The 18,330-nt window shown below is 63.8% G+C and carries 17 protein-coding genes and 1 pseudogene; 5 read left to right on the top strand and 13 right to left on the bottom strand.

All coding sequences use genetic code 11. From position 1 onward, the window contains the following. Positions 1-8 precede the first annotated feature (8 nt). On the top strand, positions 9-1,358 hold the full coding sequence (hflX, locus tag FJT57_RS03245) for a GTPase HflX (protein WP_144901625.1): 1,350 nt from the start codon (positions 9-11) through the stop codon (positions 1,356-1,358). An 8-nt stretch (positions 1,359-1,366) separates the two neighbouring features. Here hflX and moaC read toward each other — a convergent pair whose 3' ends face one another. Next, entirely contained in the window at positions 1,367-1,972 is a 606-nt protein-coding gene (gene moaC, locus FJT57_RS03240; RefSeq protein ID WP_394348801.1) for a cyclic pyranopterin monophosphate synthase MoaC, read from the bottom strand. Then, positions 1,969-3,411, bottom strand: a complete 1,443-nt coding sequence (locus tag FJT57_RS03235) for an NAD(P)H-hydrate dehydratase (protein ID WP_144901623.1) — start codon at positions 3,409-3,411, stop codon at positions 1,969-1,971. Before FJT57_RS03235 ends, moaC begins: the two co-directional genes overlap by 4 nt. A 228-nt stretch (positions 3,412-3,639) precedes the next feature. Between FJT57_RS03235 and FJT57_RS03230 the strand changes: the two genes are divergently transcribed. Both FJT57_RS03230 and FJT57_RS03225 read left to right on the top strand, forming a co-directional pair. Further along, complete coding sequence (locus FJT57_RS03230) at positions 3,640-4,020, top strand: ArsR/SmtB family transcription factor (RefSeq protein ID WP_144901621.1); 381 nt, start codon at positions 3,640-3,642, stop codon at positions 4,018-4,020. A 247-nt stretch (positions 4,021-4,267) separates the two neighbouring features. After that, positions 4,268-6,664 (top strand): ATP-dependent DNA helicase, encoded by a 2,397-nt coding sequence (locus FJT57_RS03225; protein ID WP_144901619.1) that lies wholly within the window; start codon positions 4,268-4,270, stop codon positions 6,662-6,664. 111 nt (positions 6,665-6,775) lie between these two features. Here FJT57_RS03225 and FJT57_RS03220 read toward each other — a convergent pair whose 3' ends face one another. Beyond that, on the bottom strand, positions 6,776-6,961 hold the full coding sequence (locus FJT57_RS03220; RefSeq protein WP_144901617.1) for a DUF7576 family protein: 186 nt from the start codon (positions 6,959-6,961) through the stop codon (positions 6,776-6,778). A gap of 114 nt (positions 6,962-7,075) precedes the next feature. On the opposite strand from FJT57_RS03220, the gene FJT57_RS03215 reads away from it, so the two are divergent. Beyond that, positions 7,076-7,306: a DUF7511 domain-containing protein gene (locus FJT57_RS03215; protein ID WP_144901615.1), complete on the top strand. Its 231-nt coding sequence runs from the start codon at positions 7,076-7,078 to the stop codon at positions 7,304-7,306. 32 nt (positions 7,307-7,338) lie between these two features. On the opposite strand, the gene FJT57_RS03210 is transcribed toward FJT57_RS03215, so the two are convergent. The 7 genes from FJT57_RS03210 to FJT57_RS03180 form a co-directional block, all read right to left on the bottom strand. Further along, on the bottom strand, positions 7,339-8,418 hold the full coding sequence (locus FJT57_RS03210) for a CheF family chemotaxis protein (RefSeq protein ID WP_144901613.1): 1,080 nt from the start codon (positions 8,416-8,418) through the stop codon (positions 7,339-7,341). Further along, a complete protein-coding gene (gene flaJ / locus FJT57_RS03205) occupies positions 8,415-10,172 on the bottom strand; it encodes an archaellar assembly protein FlaJ (RefSeq protein ID WP_144901611.1) in 1,758 nt (585 codons plus the stop codon). The genes FJT57_RS03210 and flaJ overlap by 4 nt, the downstream gene beginning before the upstream one ends. A 211-nt stretch (positions 10,173-10,383) precedes the next feature. Next, the gene (locus FJT57_RS03200; protein WP_144901609.1) at positions 10,384-12,051 is read right to left on the bottom strand and encodes a type II/IV secretion system ATPase subunit; all 1,668 of its coding nucleotides are present in this window, start codon (positions 12,049-12,051) and stop codon (positions 10,384-10,386) included. Then, positions 12,051-12,800: an ATPase domain-containing protein gene (locus tag FJT57_RS03195; RefSeq protein ID WP_144901607.1), complete on the bottom strand. Its 750-nt coding sequence runs from the start codon at positions 12,798-12,800 to the stop codon at positions 12,051-12,053. Before FJT57_RS03195 ends, FJT57_RS03200 begins: the two co-directional genes overlap by 1 nt. Then, the gene (locus tag FJT57_RS03190) at positions 12,797-13,252 is read right to left on the bottom strand and encodes a flagellar protein G (RefSeq protein WP_144901604.1); all 456 of its coding nucleotides are present in this window, start codon (positions 13,250-13,252) and stop codon (positions 12,797-12,799) included. The genes FJT57_RS03195 and FJT57_RS03190 overlap by 4 nt, the downstream gene beginning before the upstream one ends. Then, the gene (locus tag FJT57_RS03185; protein ID WP_144901602.1) at positions 13,253-13,687 is read right to left on the bottom strand and encodes a fla cluster protein FlaF; all 435 of its coding nucleotides are present in this window, start codon (positions 13,685-13,687) and stop codon (positions 13,253-13,255) included. It abuts the gene before it with no gap. Beyond that, complete coding sequence (locus FJT57_RS03180; RefSeq protein ID WP_144901600.1) at positions 13,671-15,005, bottom strand: flagella accessory protein C; 1,335 nt, start codon at positions 15,003-15,005, stop codon at positions 13,671-13,673. The genes FJT57_RS03185 and FJT57_RS03180 overlap by 17 nt, the downstream gene beginning before the upstream one ends. Before the next feature lie 387 nt (positions 15,006-15,392). Here FJT57_RS03180 and FJT57_RS03175 point away from each other — a divergent pair, with 387 nt between their 5' ends. Beyond that, positions 15,393-16,142: an RAD55 family ATPase gene (locus FJT57_RS03175; protein ID WP_144901598.1), complete on the top strand. Its 750-nt coding sequence runs from the start codon at positions 15,393-15,395 to the stop codon at positions 16,140-16,142. Between the two features lie 128 nt (positions 16,143-16,270). On the opposite strand, the gene FJT57_RS03170 is transcribed toward FJT57_RS03175, so the two are convergent. The 3 genes and pseudogenes from FJT57_RS03170 to FJT57_RS16875 form a co-directional block, all read right to left on the bottom strand. Further along, on the bottom strand, positions 16,271-16,891 hold the full coding sequence (locus FJT57_RS03170) for an archaellin/type IV pilin N-terminal domain-containing protein (RefSeq protein ID WP_144901596.1): 621 nt from the start codon (positions 16,889-16,891) through the stop codon (positions 16,271-16,273). Between the two features lie 9 nt (positions 16,892-16,900). After that, positions 16,901-17,572, bottom strand: a complete 672-nt coding sequence (locus FJT57_RS03165) for an archaellin/type IV pilin N-terminal domain-containing protein (RefSeq protein WP_144901593.1) — start codon at positions 17,570-17,572, stop codon at positions 16,901-16,903. A gap of 436 nt (positions 17,573-18,008) precedes the next feature. Beyond that, positions 18,009-18,330 (bottom strand): annotated as a pseudogene (locus tag FJT57_RS16875) (flagellin); the annotation flags it as partial.

The following is an 18,330-nucleotide window of genomic DNA, read 5'->3' as shown; positions in this document are numbered from 1 at the left end:
GTGAGACTATGAGTGAAGCGGGTCCCGTCGTCGTCGCCAAGCGGGTCGACAGCGGTGACGACGCCGATCTGACCGAGATCGCGGACCTGGCGACGGCGGCGGGATACGACGTCGTCGGACGGCTTTCGCAGTCGCGCAAGGAGGACGCCGCCTACCACTTCGGCGAGGGGAAAGTCGACGAGCTCGCGGCCCTGGTTCGCGAGACCGACGCCGCGGCCGTCATCGTCGACAACCGGCTCGGGCCGTATCAGACGTACAACATCGGCGGGAAGCTCCCGTCGGGCGTCGAGGTGATCGACCGATTCACGCTTATCCTCGAGATCTTCGGCCAGCGCGCGAACACGCGGAAAGCGCAGTTGCAGGTCGAGCTCGCGGAGTTGCGCTACGAGCTCCCGCGCGCGGAGGCGAAGGCGTCGCTCGCGAAGCGCGACGAGCGCCCCGGGTTTATGGGACTCGGCGAGTACGACGAGAGCCGCGAACGCGACATCAAAGCGCAGATCTCCCGCATCAAACGCGACCTCGACACCATCGCCGACAAGGAGGAGACCCGCCGCGAGCAACGCCGGGAGTCCGGCTTCGATCTCGTCGCGCTGGCGGGCTACACCAACGCGGGCAAGTCGACGCTGATGCGACGCCTCGCCGACGACCTCGACGTCGGTGAAAACGAGGACCTCCACCCCGACCTCGATCCGACCGTCGAGTCCGAAGACCGCCTGTTCACGACGCTCGGGACCACGACGCGACGCGCCGACACCGGAACGAGGGACGTCCTCCTGACCGACACGGTCGGGTTCATCTCCGACCTCCCGCACTGGCTCGTCGAGTCGTTCGAGTCGACGCTCGACTCGGTCTACCGCGCCGATCTGGTGCTGCTCGTCGTCGACGCCTCCGAACCGGTCGACGAGATGCGCGAGAAGCTCATCACGTGTCACGACACGCTGTACGAGCGCAACGAAGCGCCGATCGTCACCGTCCTCAACAAGATCGATCGCGTCGACGACGACGAGCTGGCCGAGAAGCGCGACGCGCTCGACGCGCTCGCGCCGAACCCCGTGACCGTTTCCGGACTCACCGGCGAGAACGTCGGGGAGCTGACGGACCGCATCGAAGCCGAACTTCCGGAGTGGCGCGAGGAGCGCCTCCTGCTCCCGCTCTCGGACGACGCGATGAGTCTGGTCTCGTGGGTCTACGACCACGGCCACGTCGAGCGCGAGGAGTACACCGACGAGGAGGTGCTCATCGAGTTCGCCGCCCGCCCGGCCATCATCGAGAAGGCGCGCGCGAAGGCGGCGATGGTGAGCGCACCGGCGCAGTCGGCCGATGGGGGCGAAGCCGAAGCGAGCGTCGACGGCCGGTAAGCGAACTGCTACTCGGTTTCGAGCCGCCGTTTCTCCTTCGAGACCACTTCGACGCCGTCGATCCGCGTTCCGGGGTACTGCCCCTCATCGTCCTTTTCGGCGGCTTTCACCATATCCCAGACGACGTTCAGCCCCGTCGTGACTCCCTCTAAGGCCTCCATCTCACAGCCCGTCTTGCCGGTGGTCTCGACGGCCACGGTGAGATCGACGCGGTCTTCGGAGACCGCGAAGTCGGTGTCGACGTTCGTGATGGGGATCTGGTGGCACATCGGGATCGTCTCCCAGGTGTGTTTGACGGCTTGCACCGCGCCGACGCGGGCGGTCGCGAGGACGTCGCCCTTGCCGATCTCGTCGCCGCGGATCGCGTCGATCGTCGCGGGCGAGAGGTGGATCGTTCCGCGGGCGACCGCCCGGCGACTCGTGTCCGGTTTCGACCCGACGTCGACCATCTGGACGTCGCCTGCGTCGTCAACGTGCGTGAGTTCCGCGTCCGCTCGGTCGTCGATGTCGCCGCTGTCGACTCTGTCGCTGTTCTCCTCGTCACGGTTCTCGTCGGCGTCGCTGCTTTCCGCGCGATGCTGCATCGTCTCGTCGTCGGTGTCGGTAGTCGTCATTCGTCATCACTCCGAAGTGCCGCCGGGAGTCGGTCGATCAGATCGGTCGCCAGCAGCCCGTGGCCGTTCTCCTCCACCGCCGCGTCGCCCGCGCGCCCGTTCGCGTAGGCCGCGACGGCGGCCGCCTGGAACGGCGGGAGGACGCACGCCAGCGCCCCAGTCGTTCCCGCGAGGACGTCGCCGGTGCCGCCGACGGTCATCCCCGGGTTCCCGGTCCGGTTCACGCGCGTTTCCCCGCCGTCGGCGATCACGTCGTACGCGCCCTTCACGAGCAGTACGTGGCCGAGGTCGGCCGCGAACGCGGACGCTAACTCGGCGCGCGTCCGCCAGTCGGGATCCGTCTCGCCGCCCATCGCTCGAAGCTCCCCCTGATGCGGCGTGCACACCAGCGTCGCGCCGGTGTCGACGTCGGGGACCACCTTGAGGGCGTCGGCGTCGACGACGGCCCGTCTCTCGTACCGTTCGAGGAAGTCGCGGACCGCCGCGAGCGTGTCCTCGTGGCTGCCGAGTCCGGGGCCCAACACGGTGACGTCGTGCTCGTTCGCGAGCGAAAGTATTTCGTCAACGTGCTCGGGGGCGAGCCGGTCCCCCTCGTAAGGCCGCAGGATGAGGTTCTCACTGTAGCCCTGGACTTCGCGGGCGACGCTCGTCGGGCAGGAAACGCGGACGAGGTCCGCTCCGGCCCGGAGCGCCGCCTGTGCGGCGAGGGCGGGCGCGCCGGTGTAGGGGCCGCCGCCGACGACGAGCACTTCGCCGAAGTCGCCCTTGTGGCTCTCCGCGGGGCGGCCGAGCGCGAGGAGGTCGCCGGGGCCGGTGAACAGTTCGGCTCCCTCGGGGATCCCGATGTCCGCGACGGTCACGTCGGCGTCGAGCGCCGACAGCCCCGGTTTCTCGTCGTGGAACGTCACCACGTGGTCGGCCTCGACGCGGACGCCCGCGGCCTCACCCGTGTCGGCGTCGACGCCGGACGGAACATCGACCGCGAGGACGGTCGCGTCGAGGTCGTTTATCTCCGCTGCGGCCGCCGCCTCCGGTTCGCGGAGCGCACCGGTCACGCCCGTCCCCAGCATCGCGTCGATGACGAGGTCCGGGTCCTTGGCGGCCAGATCGAGGTCGGCGGAGTCAGTGACTGCACGCGCGTCGTACTCGGCGGCGCAGAGCGCCTGCCAGTTCTCCCGGGCGATGTCGGTCGTGATCGACTCCGGTCGGCCGAGCAGGAGGACGCTCACGTCGTACGCGTCCAGAAACCGCGCGGCGACGAACGCGTCGCCGCCGTTGTTGCCGCGTCCGGCCACGACGGTGATCGTCGCGCCGGGGTCGGCGAGGTCGCGCGCCGCCCGAGCGACGGCGTTGCCGCTGGATTCCATCAACTGCTTGCGCGGAACGGAGAGCGCCTCCGCGTTGCGATCGACCGCGGCCATTCGGTCGCTCGTGATCATCAGTGTCCCCTTCGTGGCGAACCGTCCTAAAAGGCGATGGGTAGCGACGCTCGTGTGGTGTGATCAACCGGTGGTGGGACCGGTCGGGAGGTGATTGCTCAGGGACTGGATCGATTGGGAGGGATTGCCCAGGTGTGCGATCGCTAGTGTGATCGACTAGGTCACACGTGACCGAGGGTGTGTCGGAAATCCGAAACGTTTAGGTCCGCGTATTCGCATCCGAGTAGTATGTCGAGCCTGCTGCCTGCAGAAGCGGAGTCCCACGTCGCCGAGGAGACCGGCGGCGACGTCCGCGTGCTCCCGCTCGACGACGACGACGCCGCGCAGCTCATCTCTTGTCTCTCCGCTGACAATGCCCGCTCGACGCTTGCGGCCCTCCACGACGACCCCGCCACCGCATCGGAACTCGCCGATATCGTCGAGACGTCGCTCCAGAAAGTCCGCCACCACCTCGACAACCTCCGAGAGGCGGACCTGGTCCGCGTGATCGGCACTCGCTACTCCGTGAAGGGACGCGAGATGACCGTGTACGCGCCGACGCGCGACTCGCTCGTCGTCTGCGTCGGGACCGACGACGACGTCCGCAGAGTCGACCAGTCCCTCCAGTAGCGGTTCGTCGTTTCCTCCACACCGGTCGAGCAGTTTTCCAGTAGCTACTGAACGACCTCCGATCCGGTTGCGTCGCTGTTCGGGTGTGGATCTGTACGGGTTCTCCGGCGACGAGTAGTGCGGTTCTCCGACGACGAGTAGTACGAATTCTCCGACGACGATCGGTATTCGGCACCTCCCTCTCTTTCATCGCCATCGTTACAGCGAGGGTTCAAATACGAAAACGCGGCCACTCACCGACACCGATATGAACGCGGCGCAGCCACTGCGAGACGTGAGTTGGCAGGCGGTCTTCGGCCACGACGAGCCCTACCCCGAGCAAGCCGACGGCATCGACGCCGCGGTGGACGTCGCCGACGAGAACGGGTTTCTGGTCGTCGAAGGCGCGTGCGGGACCGGAAAGACGATGCTCGCGCTCACCGCGGGCATCGACCGCGTGCGCGACCCCGATTCGGCGTACGAGCGCGTGCTCGTCCTGACGAGCGTCAAGCAACAGCTCAGACAGTTCGAGTCCGACCTCCGAACGATCAACGGCGACCTCCCGGACGACTGGAACCCCGTCTCGGGACTGACGCTCGTCGGGAAGGCGGACGTCTGTCCCTACAGCCGCGAGAACGTCGCGGGCGTCGACGACGAGACGGTGTACGACCGCTGCGAGGGGCTTCGGGAGCGTACGCGGAACCTCGTCGGCGACGGCGGTCGGACGTCGACGGGGACGCTCGTCTCCGAGGCACGAGAGACGCAGACCGGCCTGCTGGATACCGGCTCGACACAGGGGCCGAACTACCTCTCGACGGCGGGCGAACCGACGCCGTATCTGCCCGAGACCGCCGAGTACGGTGACACGGAGTACTGCCCCTTCTACGCCACGTTCTTGGATGACGTCCCCGAAGAGGGTGACCCGATCGAAGCCGTCCCGTTCGACGTTACCGAGCGGGGACACATCGCGCCCGACGAACTGGTCCGGCTGAGCGCGGGGTACGGGACCTGCCCGCACTCGGTGATGGGGGCGGTGCTCCCGCACGTCGAAGTCGTGCTGGGGAACTACTACCACGCGTTCGATCCGACGACCGTCGGCTCGTTCACGGGCGCGCTCGTCGACGAGACGACGTTCGTCGTCTGCGACGAGGCGCATATGCTCGAATCGCGCGTGCGCGACCTGGTGAGCGACGGTGTCGCCGATTCGACGCTCCGTGACGCCGAAAACGAGCTGATACGCGTGATCCAGCCGGTCGAGTTCGAGGACGAGGGGGGAGAGGCCGTGGGAGGAGGCGGGACCGACGCCGACCTCGTCCGCGGCGAACTCGCCGACACCGACGTGACGCTTCGGGAACTCCGCGAGACGCGCGAGTTCGTCTCCGACCTCCGGTCCGAACTCGACCGCCGGGTGCGCGCGCACCTCGATCGCACGCTCCCGGACTGGCGCGCCGACCTCTCGCGGCTCGATGACGACGAAATTCCGTTGCGGGATCCCGAGGAACCCGCGGTCGACGAACTGACCGACTGGGCCGGGGAGTCCGGATACGACGAGGCGACGTGGCTGCGCGCGGAGTCCGTCGGCGCGGTGGTCGCCCGAATTCTGAACGAGGCCGAAGAGGAGGACGTCAAGCGGGCCGCACCGGGCGTCGGTCGAACGCTCGCCAATTGGATTCGAACCGATCACGTGGCGTATTTCAGAGAGATCGAGTTGGAACGCACGTGGGACGAGACTGCGCAGCCGAACGCCTGGCGGCGCGCCTACAACGCCCGGCTCGCGCTGCACAACTGCGTCCCGGGCGACGCCATCGCCGAGCGTCTGGGGGAGTTCGGCGGGGGCGTGTTGATGTCGGCGACGCTCGCCCCGATGGACGTCTTCCGCGAGGTAACGGGGCTGGACTCGCTCGTCGATTCGGGGCGGCCGGTCGAAGAGCGGACGTACGGGCTGTCGTTCCCGACGGAGAACCGCGCTTCGTTCGCGGTCGACGTACCGAAGTTCACCCACGAGAACCGGGGCGGGCGGGACGAGGCGAACCCCACCCGGCGCGCTCACGTCAACGCCGTCTGCGACGTCGCCCGCTCGCCGGGGAACGTGCTCGTCGGGATGCCCAACTACGCGGAGGCCGCGTGGATGGCCGAATCGCTCTCGGAGCGACTCGACCGACCGGTCCTGCTCGATGAATCCTCCGGCGACGACGAGACGGAGTCGCTGAAATCGGAGTTCTTCGGCGGCGAACCGAAAGTACTCGTGACGAGCCTGCGCGGGACGCTCACCGAGGGAGTCGACTACCGCGGCGACAGACTGGCCGCGGCCGTCGTCTGCGGCGTCCCCATCATCGACACGTCGAGCCCGCGGACGCGCGCGTTGAAAACCGCGTACGACCGACGGTTCGGTTCCGACGGGCAGGGCGGCCGCAGCGGCTTCGAGACGGCGCTCACCGTCCCGGCGGTCAGGAAAGCCAGACAGGCCGTCGGGCGCGTCATCCGCGGTCGCGACGAGGTCGGTATCCGAGCCTTCGTCGACGCGCGGTACGCCCGGGCCTCGTGGGACGGCGTTCGCGGGTACCTCCCCGAAACCGAGCGGGCGGAGTTCGATCCGGTCAGTCCGGATATGCTCGAATACGGCGTCGACCGCTTCTGGGCCGACGTCGACGGGGGCGACACATAGCCCCACAGAGAATTAGTCTGGCGTCAGCTCTCGCGGTTAGGCGGCTAATCCGCGTGAGGCGTCGATTTCGCGGTTAGAAGGTCGTCCTCGGGTGACCCGCGGTTCTCGGGATTAGGCCTCGCCTCGGTCGGCTTTACAGTCGTCAGAGCAGAAGTGCCGGGTCTGTACGCGCTCGTCTTCGACCCAGGTGATCACGCGGTGCGTCGGCGATTGGACGATCTTCGAACCGCAGGTCGCACACGACGGCGCATCGGCTTCGTCGATATCCTCTCCGAGGTCGGACGTCGGGTCTACCATCTCTTCGCGTCCGTTGGCACTCCGGCACACTTTACTCCGTCCCCGGCGGCGGAACTTGCCAGTCAACAGTAGTGGTTTAGTACGTCGGTGCCAAAGGGGTACCTGTGGACTGAGATGTCCGACTTGCCCGGCGACTCCGAGAACCGTATTTCGGTGCCCCGCGCCGAGCGCTGCGGCGCCAGCGACGCAGACGGGGTCTTCGAGTTGCGCAGCGTCGTGGTTCGCTACGAGAGGCGGCCGGACCGGTGTACGATCTACCCCCGTCGCGAAAGCTGTTGTGAGCACGTCGACGCCTGGCTTTCCGCGGACGCAGACGCCTTCTATCCGCTCGACGAGATGCGGTAATCGACTGCGCGACAGCCCGGAACGCACGCGTCTCAGACGTTGATATCCTCGAACTCGTCGTTGACGATGAACCGACCCTGCGGAGTGAGGTCGATCGGGGGCTCGACGGCGGTGATCAGACCGTCCTCGTACAACGACGCGAGTCGCGCCTCGAGCTCGGCGGCCTCGATGTCGAGAAGCGATGCGAGGTCGATCTCCTCGGGCGTCGAGTACAGTCCGACGAGGACCTCTAGCTCCGATTCCTCGACGTCGACGTCGCGGACGTCGCTTTTGATCCAGTGGTAGATCAACCGGAGGTAGCGACCCAGAATGTTCATCTTCCGTCGAGACGTCATCGAGATTTCCGACGTGACAGTCTGTCCGTTCTCGACGTGCTGGACCGACAGCACCAGTGTGGCCTCGCCCTCGTCGTTCGTCCGCTCGATCACCTCGAAGAAGATGACCGACGCGAGATCGATCGAGAACGGGCCGTCGCCCGTCGTGTCGACGTCGCTGCCGGGGAACGTGACGGACTCGTAATCGAGGTGGAGTCCCGATCGCTGTGCGGCGGTGTCCATCACGCGACCCCCGACTTTGGCCGGGTGCGTGACCAACGCCGTCGATCCGTTGAGCGTCGCGCGGAACAACAGCAGCGTGAACTTCTCGATCGTTTCCCGATTGGCACCGATAACGGTCGTTCGACGGCGATCGTTCTCGACGTAGCCCACCATCACGGTGTAATCGAAGAACTCCTCGACCTCCGGCGGCACTTGGCCGACGGCAATGTCGAAGACCGATCCGATCGGAATCGTCGTTTTCGTCTTCGCCGTCGCGAGCACGAGTCGGCGACCGCTCATCAGTACCCGGCCCTTGACCGGCTCGAACGTGGCGTCACCACCGGCGACGAAGTTCGCGACGAAATCGACGACGATCGATTCTTCGGAGTCGCTATCGTCCCGTCGTTTCTCCGCTCCCGAGGACGAATCCGTCGAACCTCCCGAAGCCGATGCTCCGTTGGTGTTTTTGAACGCGCGCTTCTGGAACTGTTCGAGGATGCTCGAACGCTGTTCGGCGGTGTCGCCGTTTGAGCGGTCGCGCTCAACTTTTGTGCTGTCGGAGTTCGAGGCGGTCATACGCTGATCAACCCCCCTGCGAGCGTCGAGGTCGCAACGGCGCTCCCGCAACCGATCCACACGAGCACGACGAAATGGAGGTAGGCGTTCGCCTTGTGCCCGCCGTCGACCATTCGGATCATCAACGCCGAGAGCACGGCGTTAAACAGGATGATCAGCGAGAGCAGATACTCGATGACCGGGATGTCGTAGACGCCCGCGTAGATGAGCTGGCCGAACTCGAACTGCGCGAGGTTCATACTGGAGGAGAAGGTCGCGAGGATCTCGACGACTTCGAGACCGATGAAGAAGGCGAACGACGCCGACGCGGTGATCCCGTACAGCACGCCGATGAGCGTGACCGTCGCCTGTTGGCGCTGGCGACGGAGCTTGAGCACCTCGTTCATATTGTTCGAGATGAGCTCGCCGAGTTGTTTCGGCGTCCCCCCCATCTGCCGTCCCACGAGATACATCTCCGAGAACTTCTGGATGAGGTACGAACTCGTCTCGGCGGTGAAGAAGAACCACGAGCGGTCGGGCCCGACGCGCATATTCAATCGGACGTACAGCCGGTCGATCTCTCTGGACAGAACGCCGAAGTCCTTCTCGCGGAGCGTTTCGAGCACCGCGCGGGTGGTCGATTGCTTCGCGCTCTCGGACGCGCCCAGCGCGCGGATGAATCCCGGGTACTCCTCGTCGCGCTCTTTGATGTGATTCTCGTGGTGGCGGGCCACCAGTCCGGGGATCGCGAGCGGCGTCAGCGGCGTGGCGATCAACAGCGGGACCGGCGCGTCAAGCATCACGCGCTGGACGAGCTGTCCGGTCGACGTCCACCCCGTGATCCCGAGTCCGAGGATGCCGACGAAAACGAGACTCAACGCCACCGCGCCGTAGAGCGCGATGTCGATCTGCCGGTCGATCTTCGTCCGATATTCCGGCTGTTGGTACCACAGCGGATCGTACGGTGACATCGTCTTGATGACGTAATAAAAGCCCAACTGCACGAAGACGAAGAGGACGATGACGGCCGCGATGGTCATCGTCGCGTCCGTACCGGTGAGAATCGGGAGGACGATCGCGTTGATGATCGCGAACGTCATCGACAGGATCATCGAGAGATAGAGGTCCTTCATCACTTCGAGGTTCCCGAGCGCGCCCTCGTAGACGGTGACGTACTTCTCGATCATCGTTCGCTGTTCGCCGAGGAGGAAGTCGTCGAGGGACTGCCCCGCGTTCAGCGAGTACGCGAGTCGGTCGAGGAAGTCGCCCAGTTCCCGCGAGGGGACCGATCGCGCCCGACGCTGGAGCGCGTCGTCGAGCGACTGGTTCCACGTGTCTACGAGTTCGGTGATCCGGCGCATCTCCACTGCGAGTTCGCCGTACTCTTCCTCGCGCCCGAGCTGTCTGAACACCGCCACGCGGTCGATGTTCGTCGTCGACAACACCGTGAGGTGGGTGATGACGAGGTGCAGTTGATTCTCCAGTCCGCGGCGCTGTTCTTCGACGAGCAATCGCGGGTACAGTATCCCGGCGAGCAGCATCAGCGCCCCCAGCAGGACGATCGGGATCCGAACGAGCAACGGGAGCGAGAGGGCGAACGCGCCGACGATACTCAGAAGGAACAGGACGACTGTCGGGACGAGGACGGTGAGCGCGTACTTCCGATTCTCCATCGGCATCTGCTCGTACGCGTCGAGAACCGACGAGGCAAACTCGCGAAACTGCTGTCGCTGTGCGCCCAACCCCGCGTCGATATCTGCTCTCGTCTCGCTCATCGACGCCCTCCTCGATCCCCACCCACAGCTTCCAGTCTGGGTTGCGATAGCCGACCGGATCGACTTCCGATGCGCCTTCGGGGTCGACTTTCAGCACGCGTTCGAGTTCCTTCAGCACGCTCCCGTGGCCGATTCTCGGTGCCCGACAGCAGGCGTCGACCGTTCGTTTCGATCGTCGTATCGTCGGCGATCGTGCGGTTCTTCGTGTTCATCACTCGATCCTCGTGATGTCGAACGGGATGCCTTCCGTCCCGTCGCGCTGGAAGTCCTCGATGAACTCGTTGACCTCGTGGTAGCCCAGGATGTTCTCCTGGATCGCGCGACGGATCAGCTTCGTACGGAATTCGATGTCTTCGTAGATCTTCCGGGTGTCCTCGTAGCCGAGCAGCGTCGCGATCTTTTCCTCCATAATGTAGGAATTGTTCATCCCCTGGAAGACGATCTGGTCTTCGACGGGATCCCAGTAGAACGCCTCTCGAGTGACGACTCCGCCCATCTCCTTGGAGTACCCCTCGATCTCTTGGACCGACGTCACGCGCCGGAGCGTGTCGTTTCCTCGCTTGACACGGTTCTGAAACAGCGCGATGTCGGCGTTCGACATGAACGTCTCCGGGACGTTGATCGGATCGCCGGTGAACCGCTGGATCATCGAGACGATGTCCGAGGCGTGGAACGTCAACATCACCGGATGGCCGGTCTGTGCCGCCTGGAACGCCATCCGACCCTCCTCGCCACGGACCTCCCCGACGATGATGTAGTCCGGCCGCGATCGGAGGGCGGCGGCGACGAGGTCGAACATATCGACCTCCGAATCCGTCCCCCGCCCCTCACGCGTCAGGAGTTGCTGCCACGTGTTGTGCGGCGGCAATACCTCCGCGGTGTCCTCGGCGGTGTAAATCTTGGAGTCGCGGGGAATGAACGACGTGATCGCGTTGAGCGTCGTGGTCTTCCCTGACGCCGTCTCTCCGACGACGAAGATGGTCCGCTCGTTCTCCAGTGCGATCCAGAGGTACGCGCACAGTTCTGGGGAGAGCGTCCCCCACTTCGCGATCTGAAACACCGACAGCGGGACCTCATCCCCCTGCCGGATGGTCAACGATGACCCCTTCAACGACACGTCGTCGGAGTAGATGATGTTGATACGGGATCCGTCCGGAAGCGTCGAGTCGACGATCGGATGCGCGTCGGAGACCGGATCGCCGATCCGTTCGCCCATATTCCGGAGCCAGTTGTCGTACTGGTCGGTGTTATCGAATTCGACGGTCGTCTCCAAGAGACCGAACTCGCCGTGGTCGACGTCGACCTGACCGGGCCCGATCACGTGAATGTCCTCGTTCGCGGGGTCGCGCATAATCGGTTCGAGGGGCCCGAGCCCGACGATGTCGCGGACGAGTCGGTACTGGACCTTCTCGTACGTCTCTTCGGTGACTTCCAACGGTCCGAGTTCGAGCCGCTGAACCAGCTCCGCGAGGCGGCCGTTGCGCTCGTTTTCGAGGACGACGATCTCTTCGAGGAGCTCCTGGATTCGGTCCTCGTACTCGGTCTCCGCGGCCGGTGCCGGCTTCGTCACCGAGCGTTCGAGCAGCTTGTCCTTCACCTGATCGAAGATGTCGTGTTCGGGGCCGTCGAGCTCCGGTTCGATCGTGTAGTACTTGGTCGTCTCGCCGAAATTCCCGTACACCTGGCAGTAGATCGGACCGCCGAGGTGGTAGATGATGTTCGGCCGCCGCGACTCGTACCCGTCGGGGCCGTCGACGAACATCGGGAACTCGCCGGTAATCTGTCGGAAGCGCTTGAGGTGATCGCGAAGGTGCCCCCAGCGGCCCGCGTGTTTCTTCAGCTCGTTGTCGATCTTCGCGGACCCGTGTTCGGTGGCCATTACGCGACACTCCTCGACTCGATCACGATACCGATTCCCGAGCGGACGGAGAAGCCGACGCGGTCGCCGACCTGCTCGCCCATCCCGGCGAACCGCTTCACGAAGATGTTTCGCCGGACGTCGTTTCCGACCTCGACCATCTCCAGTTTGAGATAGACGTCGGCGATCGATCGGAACGGGCCGATCGCCTCCTCGTCGACTGTCGAGGGATCGACCGTGAGCACGATCGTCTTGCCCTTGGTAGTCAGCTCGCGGAAGAACGAGATGATCTCTAAGGCCGCCTGTCGCTCCTCGTTCTGTCTGACGAGCGCCTCGAACATCGGATCGTTCCGGAGGATCGCATCGAACGTATCGATGATGATCACGTCACCGTCCCACATCGTTTCGGCCTCCATCATCAGCCGGAGTAGCTCCTTCCGTTCTTCGCCGCCACCGCCCGTTAGCGCCCCGGACGCGTCGATTTCGGCGGGGATGAAGAGGATCTTCTCGTCGAGGAGCGGCTTGACCACGTCGTAGTTCAGTGAGTGCATCTGATCTAAGAAGCCGCGGACGCCGAGCTCCGTCGAGACCAGCGTCGTGACGATCTCCTCCTGGGTGAACCCGTAGGTGAACCGCTGGGAGAGCACGCTCTTTCCGGCCCCGTAGTCGCCCTCGATGAGGACGATCGATCCCTTCGGGATCCCGCCTCCGAGCTCCTTTTCGAGGCGGTCGTGGTCCTTCATTCCGATCGGGTAGTGATTCGCGCTCATAGGTTGAATCTGAACTCCTCCTCGTCGCCGTTGACGGCCACCGTCACGCGGTGATCGCCGTCGTCCAACGTCAGATCGCCGACCGTCAGTTCCACGACGTCGTGGGGGTTCCACTCGTCGGCGCCGGGATCGCCCGCGACGGCCACCGACACGTTCGAGCGGTACTGCGCGTCGACGATGACGTCGAAGGTCTCGCCAGTGGCCGGTAACGTCCTTTGCCCGGTGTTCTTCACGTACAGCGTGACAGTTCCCTCCGAGGCGTTGTAGACGCCCGGCTCGGCGCTGCTGATGATCTCCACGTCGGTTCGGATGATTTCTTCGACGTCCGCACCGCGGTCGTCGAGCGCGCCGCTGATACCCGTCACCGTATCGATGAGGACGCCCGCGACGCCCGCGGCGATGACGATGCTCGCGATGAACAGGATCAGACTCGGAACGGAGACGTCTGCCATTCAGTTCACCTCGATCGTCGAGTTGCTCGCGGTGATCCCGTTCTCCGCGACGACCGTCACGCGCTTGGGTTCCTCGTCGACGCTCGCGTCGATCACGAGCGTCTGGCCCGCACCCCAGACGTCGGTTGCGAGATCGCCTTCGACGTTGGTCGACGTGATCTCGACGTACTCGTTATCGACCAGGAGGGTCGTCCCGTTGACAGACAGCGTCGTCGTCCCCTCGTTCGTGACGTTGATCTCGACGTTGGGGTCGTTGTACACGGCCTTCGTGATCTCTAACTCCGTGTTCTGTCGATCGAGGAGGTCCTCGGTGTTCGTGTCGCGCGCGTCGGAAATCCGCTCTGCGCTGCCAGCCGCGGCGGTGTAGAGCGTCCCCGAGGCGATCAAGACGCCGAGAAAGATGACCGCTGTCGACCCGCTAACGCCGAATCCCACTGACGCCACCCCCGAGCGCGGACAGTTCTTCGAGGAGCCGACTTTCTTCAACTCCGCCGCCAGCGAGTCGGCTGATGTACGTCAGGCTCTCCCTGTGGTGTTCGACTCGGAGATCCTCCGGCCGCTCTGTCGCGCTCGCGGTGGCCGCGTTGCGGACGTGCTCGCTCATCGTTCGTTCGACGGAACGGGTGATCCACCCCTGCGAACGGTACTGTCGGAGCGCTCGTGCGGCACCGATCGCCCCGCCGGTCTCGACGAGGAACCGCGTCCACTGCAAGACGACGGACTCGGCGGTGTACCGTGCGGGGAGAGCCGTGAGATATGCGTCCTCGCCACCGACACCAGTAGATTGCTGCGTGTCGGCTGCTGGTGTCGCCGACGCTGTGCCGGTTGTTCCGTTTGCCGCCGCTTCGGCCGAGCCGTTCGTTTCGACGGACTCCTCACCGGGCTGGAAGAGCGTGTCGTCGGGATCGATCTCCACCCGTTCCTCGGAGGCCGCGTCCGCTTCCTCCACTGCGTCCTCGTCCGCAGTGTCTTCGTCGTCCGCGTCTTCGTCGTCCGCTTCCTCATCCAGCGCTTCGCCACCGACGTCCTCCCAGCCCTCGTTCTCCTCGTATTCGGCTTTCAGATCGTCGAAGCTGCTCCCGCTGGTCGCGTCTCCATCGGCGCTCTCACCGTCCGCATCGTCTTCGAGTGCCGCACTGGGGTCTTCGCGCTCCGCCTCGGCGAGTTCGTCCTCGGCTGCGAGCTCGGCTTCGTCCTCCTCGGCGTCGATTTCCCCGAAGTCCTCGTCGAAGAAGGATTCGGCGTCTGCGGCCGCGACGTCCGTATCGAGGTTCTCTTCGGTCTCCTCTTCCATATCGAACAGGCCGAACGCGCCGTCGCCCTCCAGTCCGCCCATCTCTCGGGCGTCGTCGACGAATGGGTTGATGCCGCGGGTCACCATCTCGTAGATATCGAGGAGCTTGCGAATGGTCTCGTCGAGCTCTTCGACCGTTTCACCGATCTGCTTGTTTTCCTCGCGGACGGTGTTCATTCCCGAAGAGATCGAGCTCACCTCGTTTTCGAGCTCTGAGATGCGATCTTCCATATCCGCGATGGTGTCGGGATCGATGTCGACGCCGCCGAGATCGTCGCCGCCGTCGAATCCGCCCATTTCACCCTCCAGGCCATCCATGTCTCCACCGAAGTCGTCACCGTCGTCGAACCCGTCGAGGTCGTCCATCTCACCGTCGAGTTCGTCGAACCCCAGACCGTCGGTCGCGACGGTGTCGTCCGCTTCGTTCGACTCGCCGTCCATCCAGTCCATCACACCCATCTGCGACTCCCCCTGCACCCCTCCGAACGGCCGCCCGTCGAATGCGGTCGCCAGCCGAGACCGCGGTCTCCCGTGCGCGGCCCCGTTTGCGTGGTCCGACCGGTCCGGTCGTCCGGTCTCGGTGGAACAGGTATCATTGGCCTAATTGATCCAGCATCGGTACAAGAATGTTCCCACCAAATTATCGCTCCTGATAGCACCCGTGTCGCGGGTACACGGCCTCGCTGGTGTGTTCGCCAGTACGGGGTTGCGCTCGTTCGACCGCGTGTGCTGACGAGTGGATACAGACGACAGTTGGACTCCCTCGGAGGCTGGCTCCCGGTGCGAAGAATTAACCGCGTGCAAGACCGACCCGCTCCTAACATCCATCAGGAAGTGATGATATCTATGCCAGAACTCGTCAAAACGGGCGTCGACGGCCTCGACTCGATCCTCAATGGTGGCTTCGTCGAGAATGCCGCGGTACTCGTCAGCGGCAATCCCGGAACCGGAAAGAGCATCCTCGGACTCCAGTATCTCTACAACGGTGTCGATATGTTCGATGAGGGCGGGATCTATCTCACCTTCGAGGAGACGAAAGACGACATCACCCAGGCGGCCGAATCGATCGGCTTCGACAAGTGGAACGAGTTCGTCGAAACCGGCCGAATCAAGATGTACGACAAGCGGACGTTGCTCCGCAGCGGTGACTTCTCTTCGACGCTCGATACGATCCTCGAAGACCTGCAGGACACGCAGTACGACCGTCTCGTCCTGGACTCGCTGACGATGTTCCAACTGTTCTTCGAGGACGAAAAAGAGCAGCGACAGTACTTGCTCAAGTTCATCGACATCCTCAAAGACAGCGGTCTCACCTCGATTCTGACGATGGAGCAGTCTGCGGTGTTCCCCGAGACCGAGATCGGTCTCGAGAACTTCCTCACCGACGGAAACATCTACCTCATCCAGTCGCCAGCCGGATCGACGTCGAACCGGTACATCTGGGTCGCGAAGATGCGCAAGCAGCCCATCCAAAACTCGATGTTCCCGCTCGAAATCGACGACGGCGGGATCAAGGTCTACGAACAGGCCGCTGGCTTCTCGATGGTCGGCGAGTCGGCACCGTGGTTCGCCGAGGAAGAGGGCGGACTCGAATAGGTTACGTTCGGTTCTCTTCTCTCTTCCCTTCACGTGGCCGGGTGATCCGCCAACGAAGTCGAGCTGTCGCTCTCGAACTCGAAAAAGTGGAAAATTTCTCTCGTCGTCAGCCGAAGCGGGAGTGACCCTTAGAGCTTGACCGGTTCGCCGGTATCCTTGCCCGCGAGTTGCTGGGGCATCGTCAGGATGACCTGCGTCGTGCCGCCGGTCTGACTCGTGATGTCGAGTTCGATCTTCTCGCCCGTATCGAGGCCGGTGTATTGGTTCCCGCCTTCGATCGCGGAGGCGTTGATCGTTACCTCGTAGCGGTCGTCACGACTGTTGAGGACGCCGAAGGATCCGTCGTCGTCGGTGACCTTCGTGAGGTTGAATTCGTCTCCGTCACCGGCTGGATAATCAACCGTATCGGAACTGTTCGTCAGCGTCGTAACCTGACTACCACTGAGGTATTTGATCGAGGTGGTGTTCATATCCACCGCCCCCGATCCCGCAGCGAGACGAACCGTCAACGTCATATTGGAAATTGTCTCGTCCAGACCGACGGTGCCGTGCTGATTGATAACCTCGACGCGGTTCGTGACCTTGTCGACGCTCTCTTGTCCGGCGTCTTCGGCGGTCGCCTGCAGGAATCCGGCCGTATTCACGAGAACGCCCGCCGCGATTGCCGCGACGAGAACCATCGCGATGAACACGATGAGCGTCCCGATACCGACCTGACCGCGTTCGTCTTCGTTGAATAATTGCTTCATTGTCTCTCCTTAGAGTGGCACCGGGTCGTTGTTGTCCTGGCCCGCGAGTTGCTGGGGCATCGTCATGATGACTTGCGTGGATCCGCCGGAGCGGCTGGTGATGTCGAGTTCGATCGAGTCACCGGTCGAGAGGCCGCCTCCGTTCTGCTCGACGAGTGAGGCGTTGATCACGATCTCGTAGCGATCAGCCTGTCCGTTCAGCACCGGGAACGACGTGTCGCCGTCGTCGTTGAGCTGATACGCCGTGAATTCCGTCGAGTTGAGACCTTCTGCGCTTCCGGGCTGACTCTTCGAGACGTTCCGAAGCGTCGATCCATCATCCGTTGTCTCGTTGTTGTACACGAGATTCTGCGCCTTGGAACTGCTCACGTACTTGATGGTGGTGTCTTCGAGTGAGACGGCACCGGAGCCAGCGGCAAGCCGAACCGTGAGGTTGAGGCTGTCGACGGCGAGATCGCCGCTAGCGGTTTCGTTAATCATGCCGTGAGCGCTCACGACGTCGAGTCTGTTCGTCACCTTGTCGACGCTCTCTTGTCCGGCGTCCTCGGCGGTCGCTTGGAGGAATCCGGCCGTGTTCACCAGGACACCCGCCGCAATCGCGGCAACGAGAACCATCGCGATGAACACGATGAGCGTACCGATACCGACCTGACCACGGTCGGCGTCGTTTTCTTCGAACATTGTTGTATTGTCACCAGTCCGACTCCCCATTCCGTCGGAAAGCAGACCGTTGACTCGATCGAGCAACGGTCCGTACATAATGGTATGGACCCAGATATCAGCGCTGATAAGCCACAGGTCGACAACATACTGTTGAGCTCTCCTGATTTTGATACGTTGAATCCCGCGTCTTCGCGTGTGTGTGCGATAACGAACCGACGGTCCCGTGCGAACGAACTGCAACCCTCATTCACCGTCGGAGACGCAGCCGAAACTGCCGCTTAGGCGATTAACTCCTCTCCGAGTCGTTCAACGGGATCCCCACCTGGTTCGGTGTTTGTTTCCCTAGTTCTGGCGCGAGATCTCCGTCCGCTCGGTAGCGGATCGACGGGCGACCCGCTCACGGAGTGAGAAATGAAAAGTTGTGATTGTCGGCAGTGCGAAGTGGGACCGGAGCTTAGAGCTTGACCGGTTCGCCGGAGTTCTTGCCAGCGAGCTGCTGGGGCATCGTCAGGAGGACCTGCGTCGTGCCGCCAGTCTGGCTCGTGATGTCGAGCTGGACCTTTGCACCGGTGCTGAGTCCTGTACCATCCTCTGCACCACCCTCGATGTTACCAGTGTCAATTGTCACTTCGTAGCGGTCGTTTCCGCTGTTGAGGACACCGAAGGAACCGTCGTCGTCAGTGACCTTCGTGAGGTTGAACTTCGTGTCCGTCCCATCGTTATCGTCGTCTGTCGTAGCGCTCGTGCTGTTCGTCAGCGTCGTAACGCTGTCGTCG

It is taken from the genome of Halobellus captivus (genome assembly GCF_007655485.1).
GTDB lineage: Archaea > Halobacteriota > Halobacteria > Halobacteriales > Haloferacaceae > Haloquadratum > Haloquadratum captivum.
Note: the sequence above shows the minus strand (reverse complement) of the source record. Positions and strands in the feature narration are given on the sequence as shown.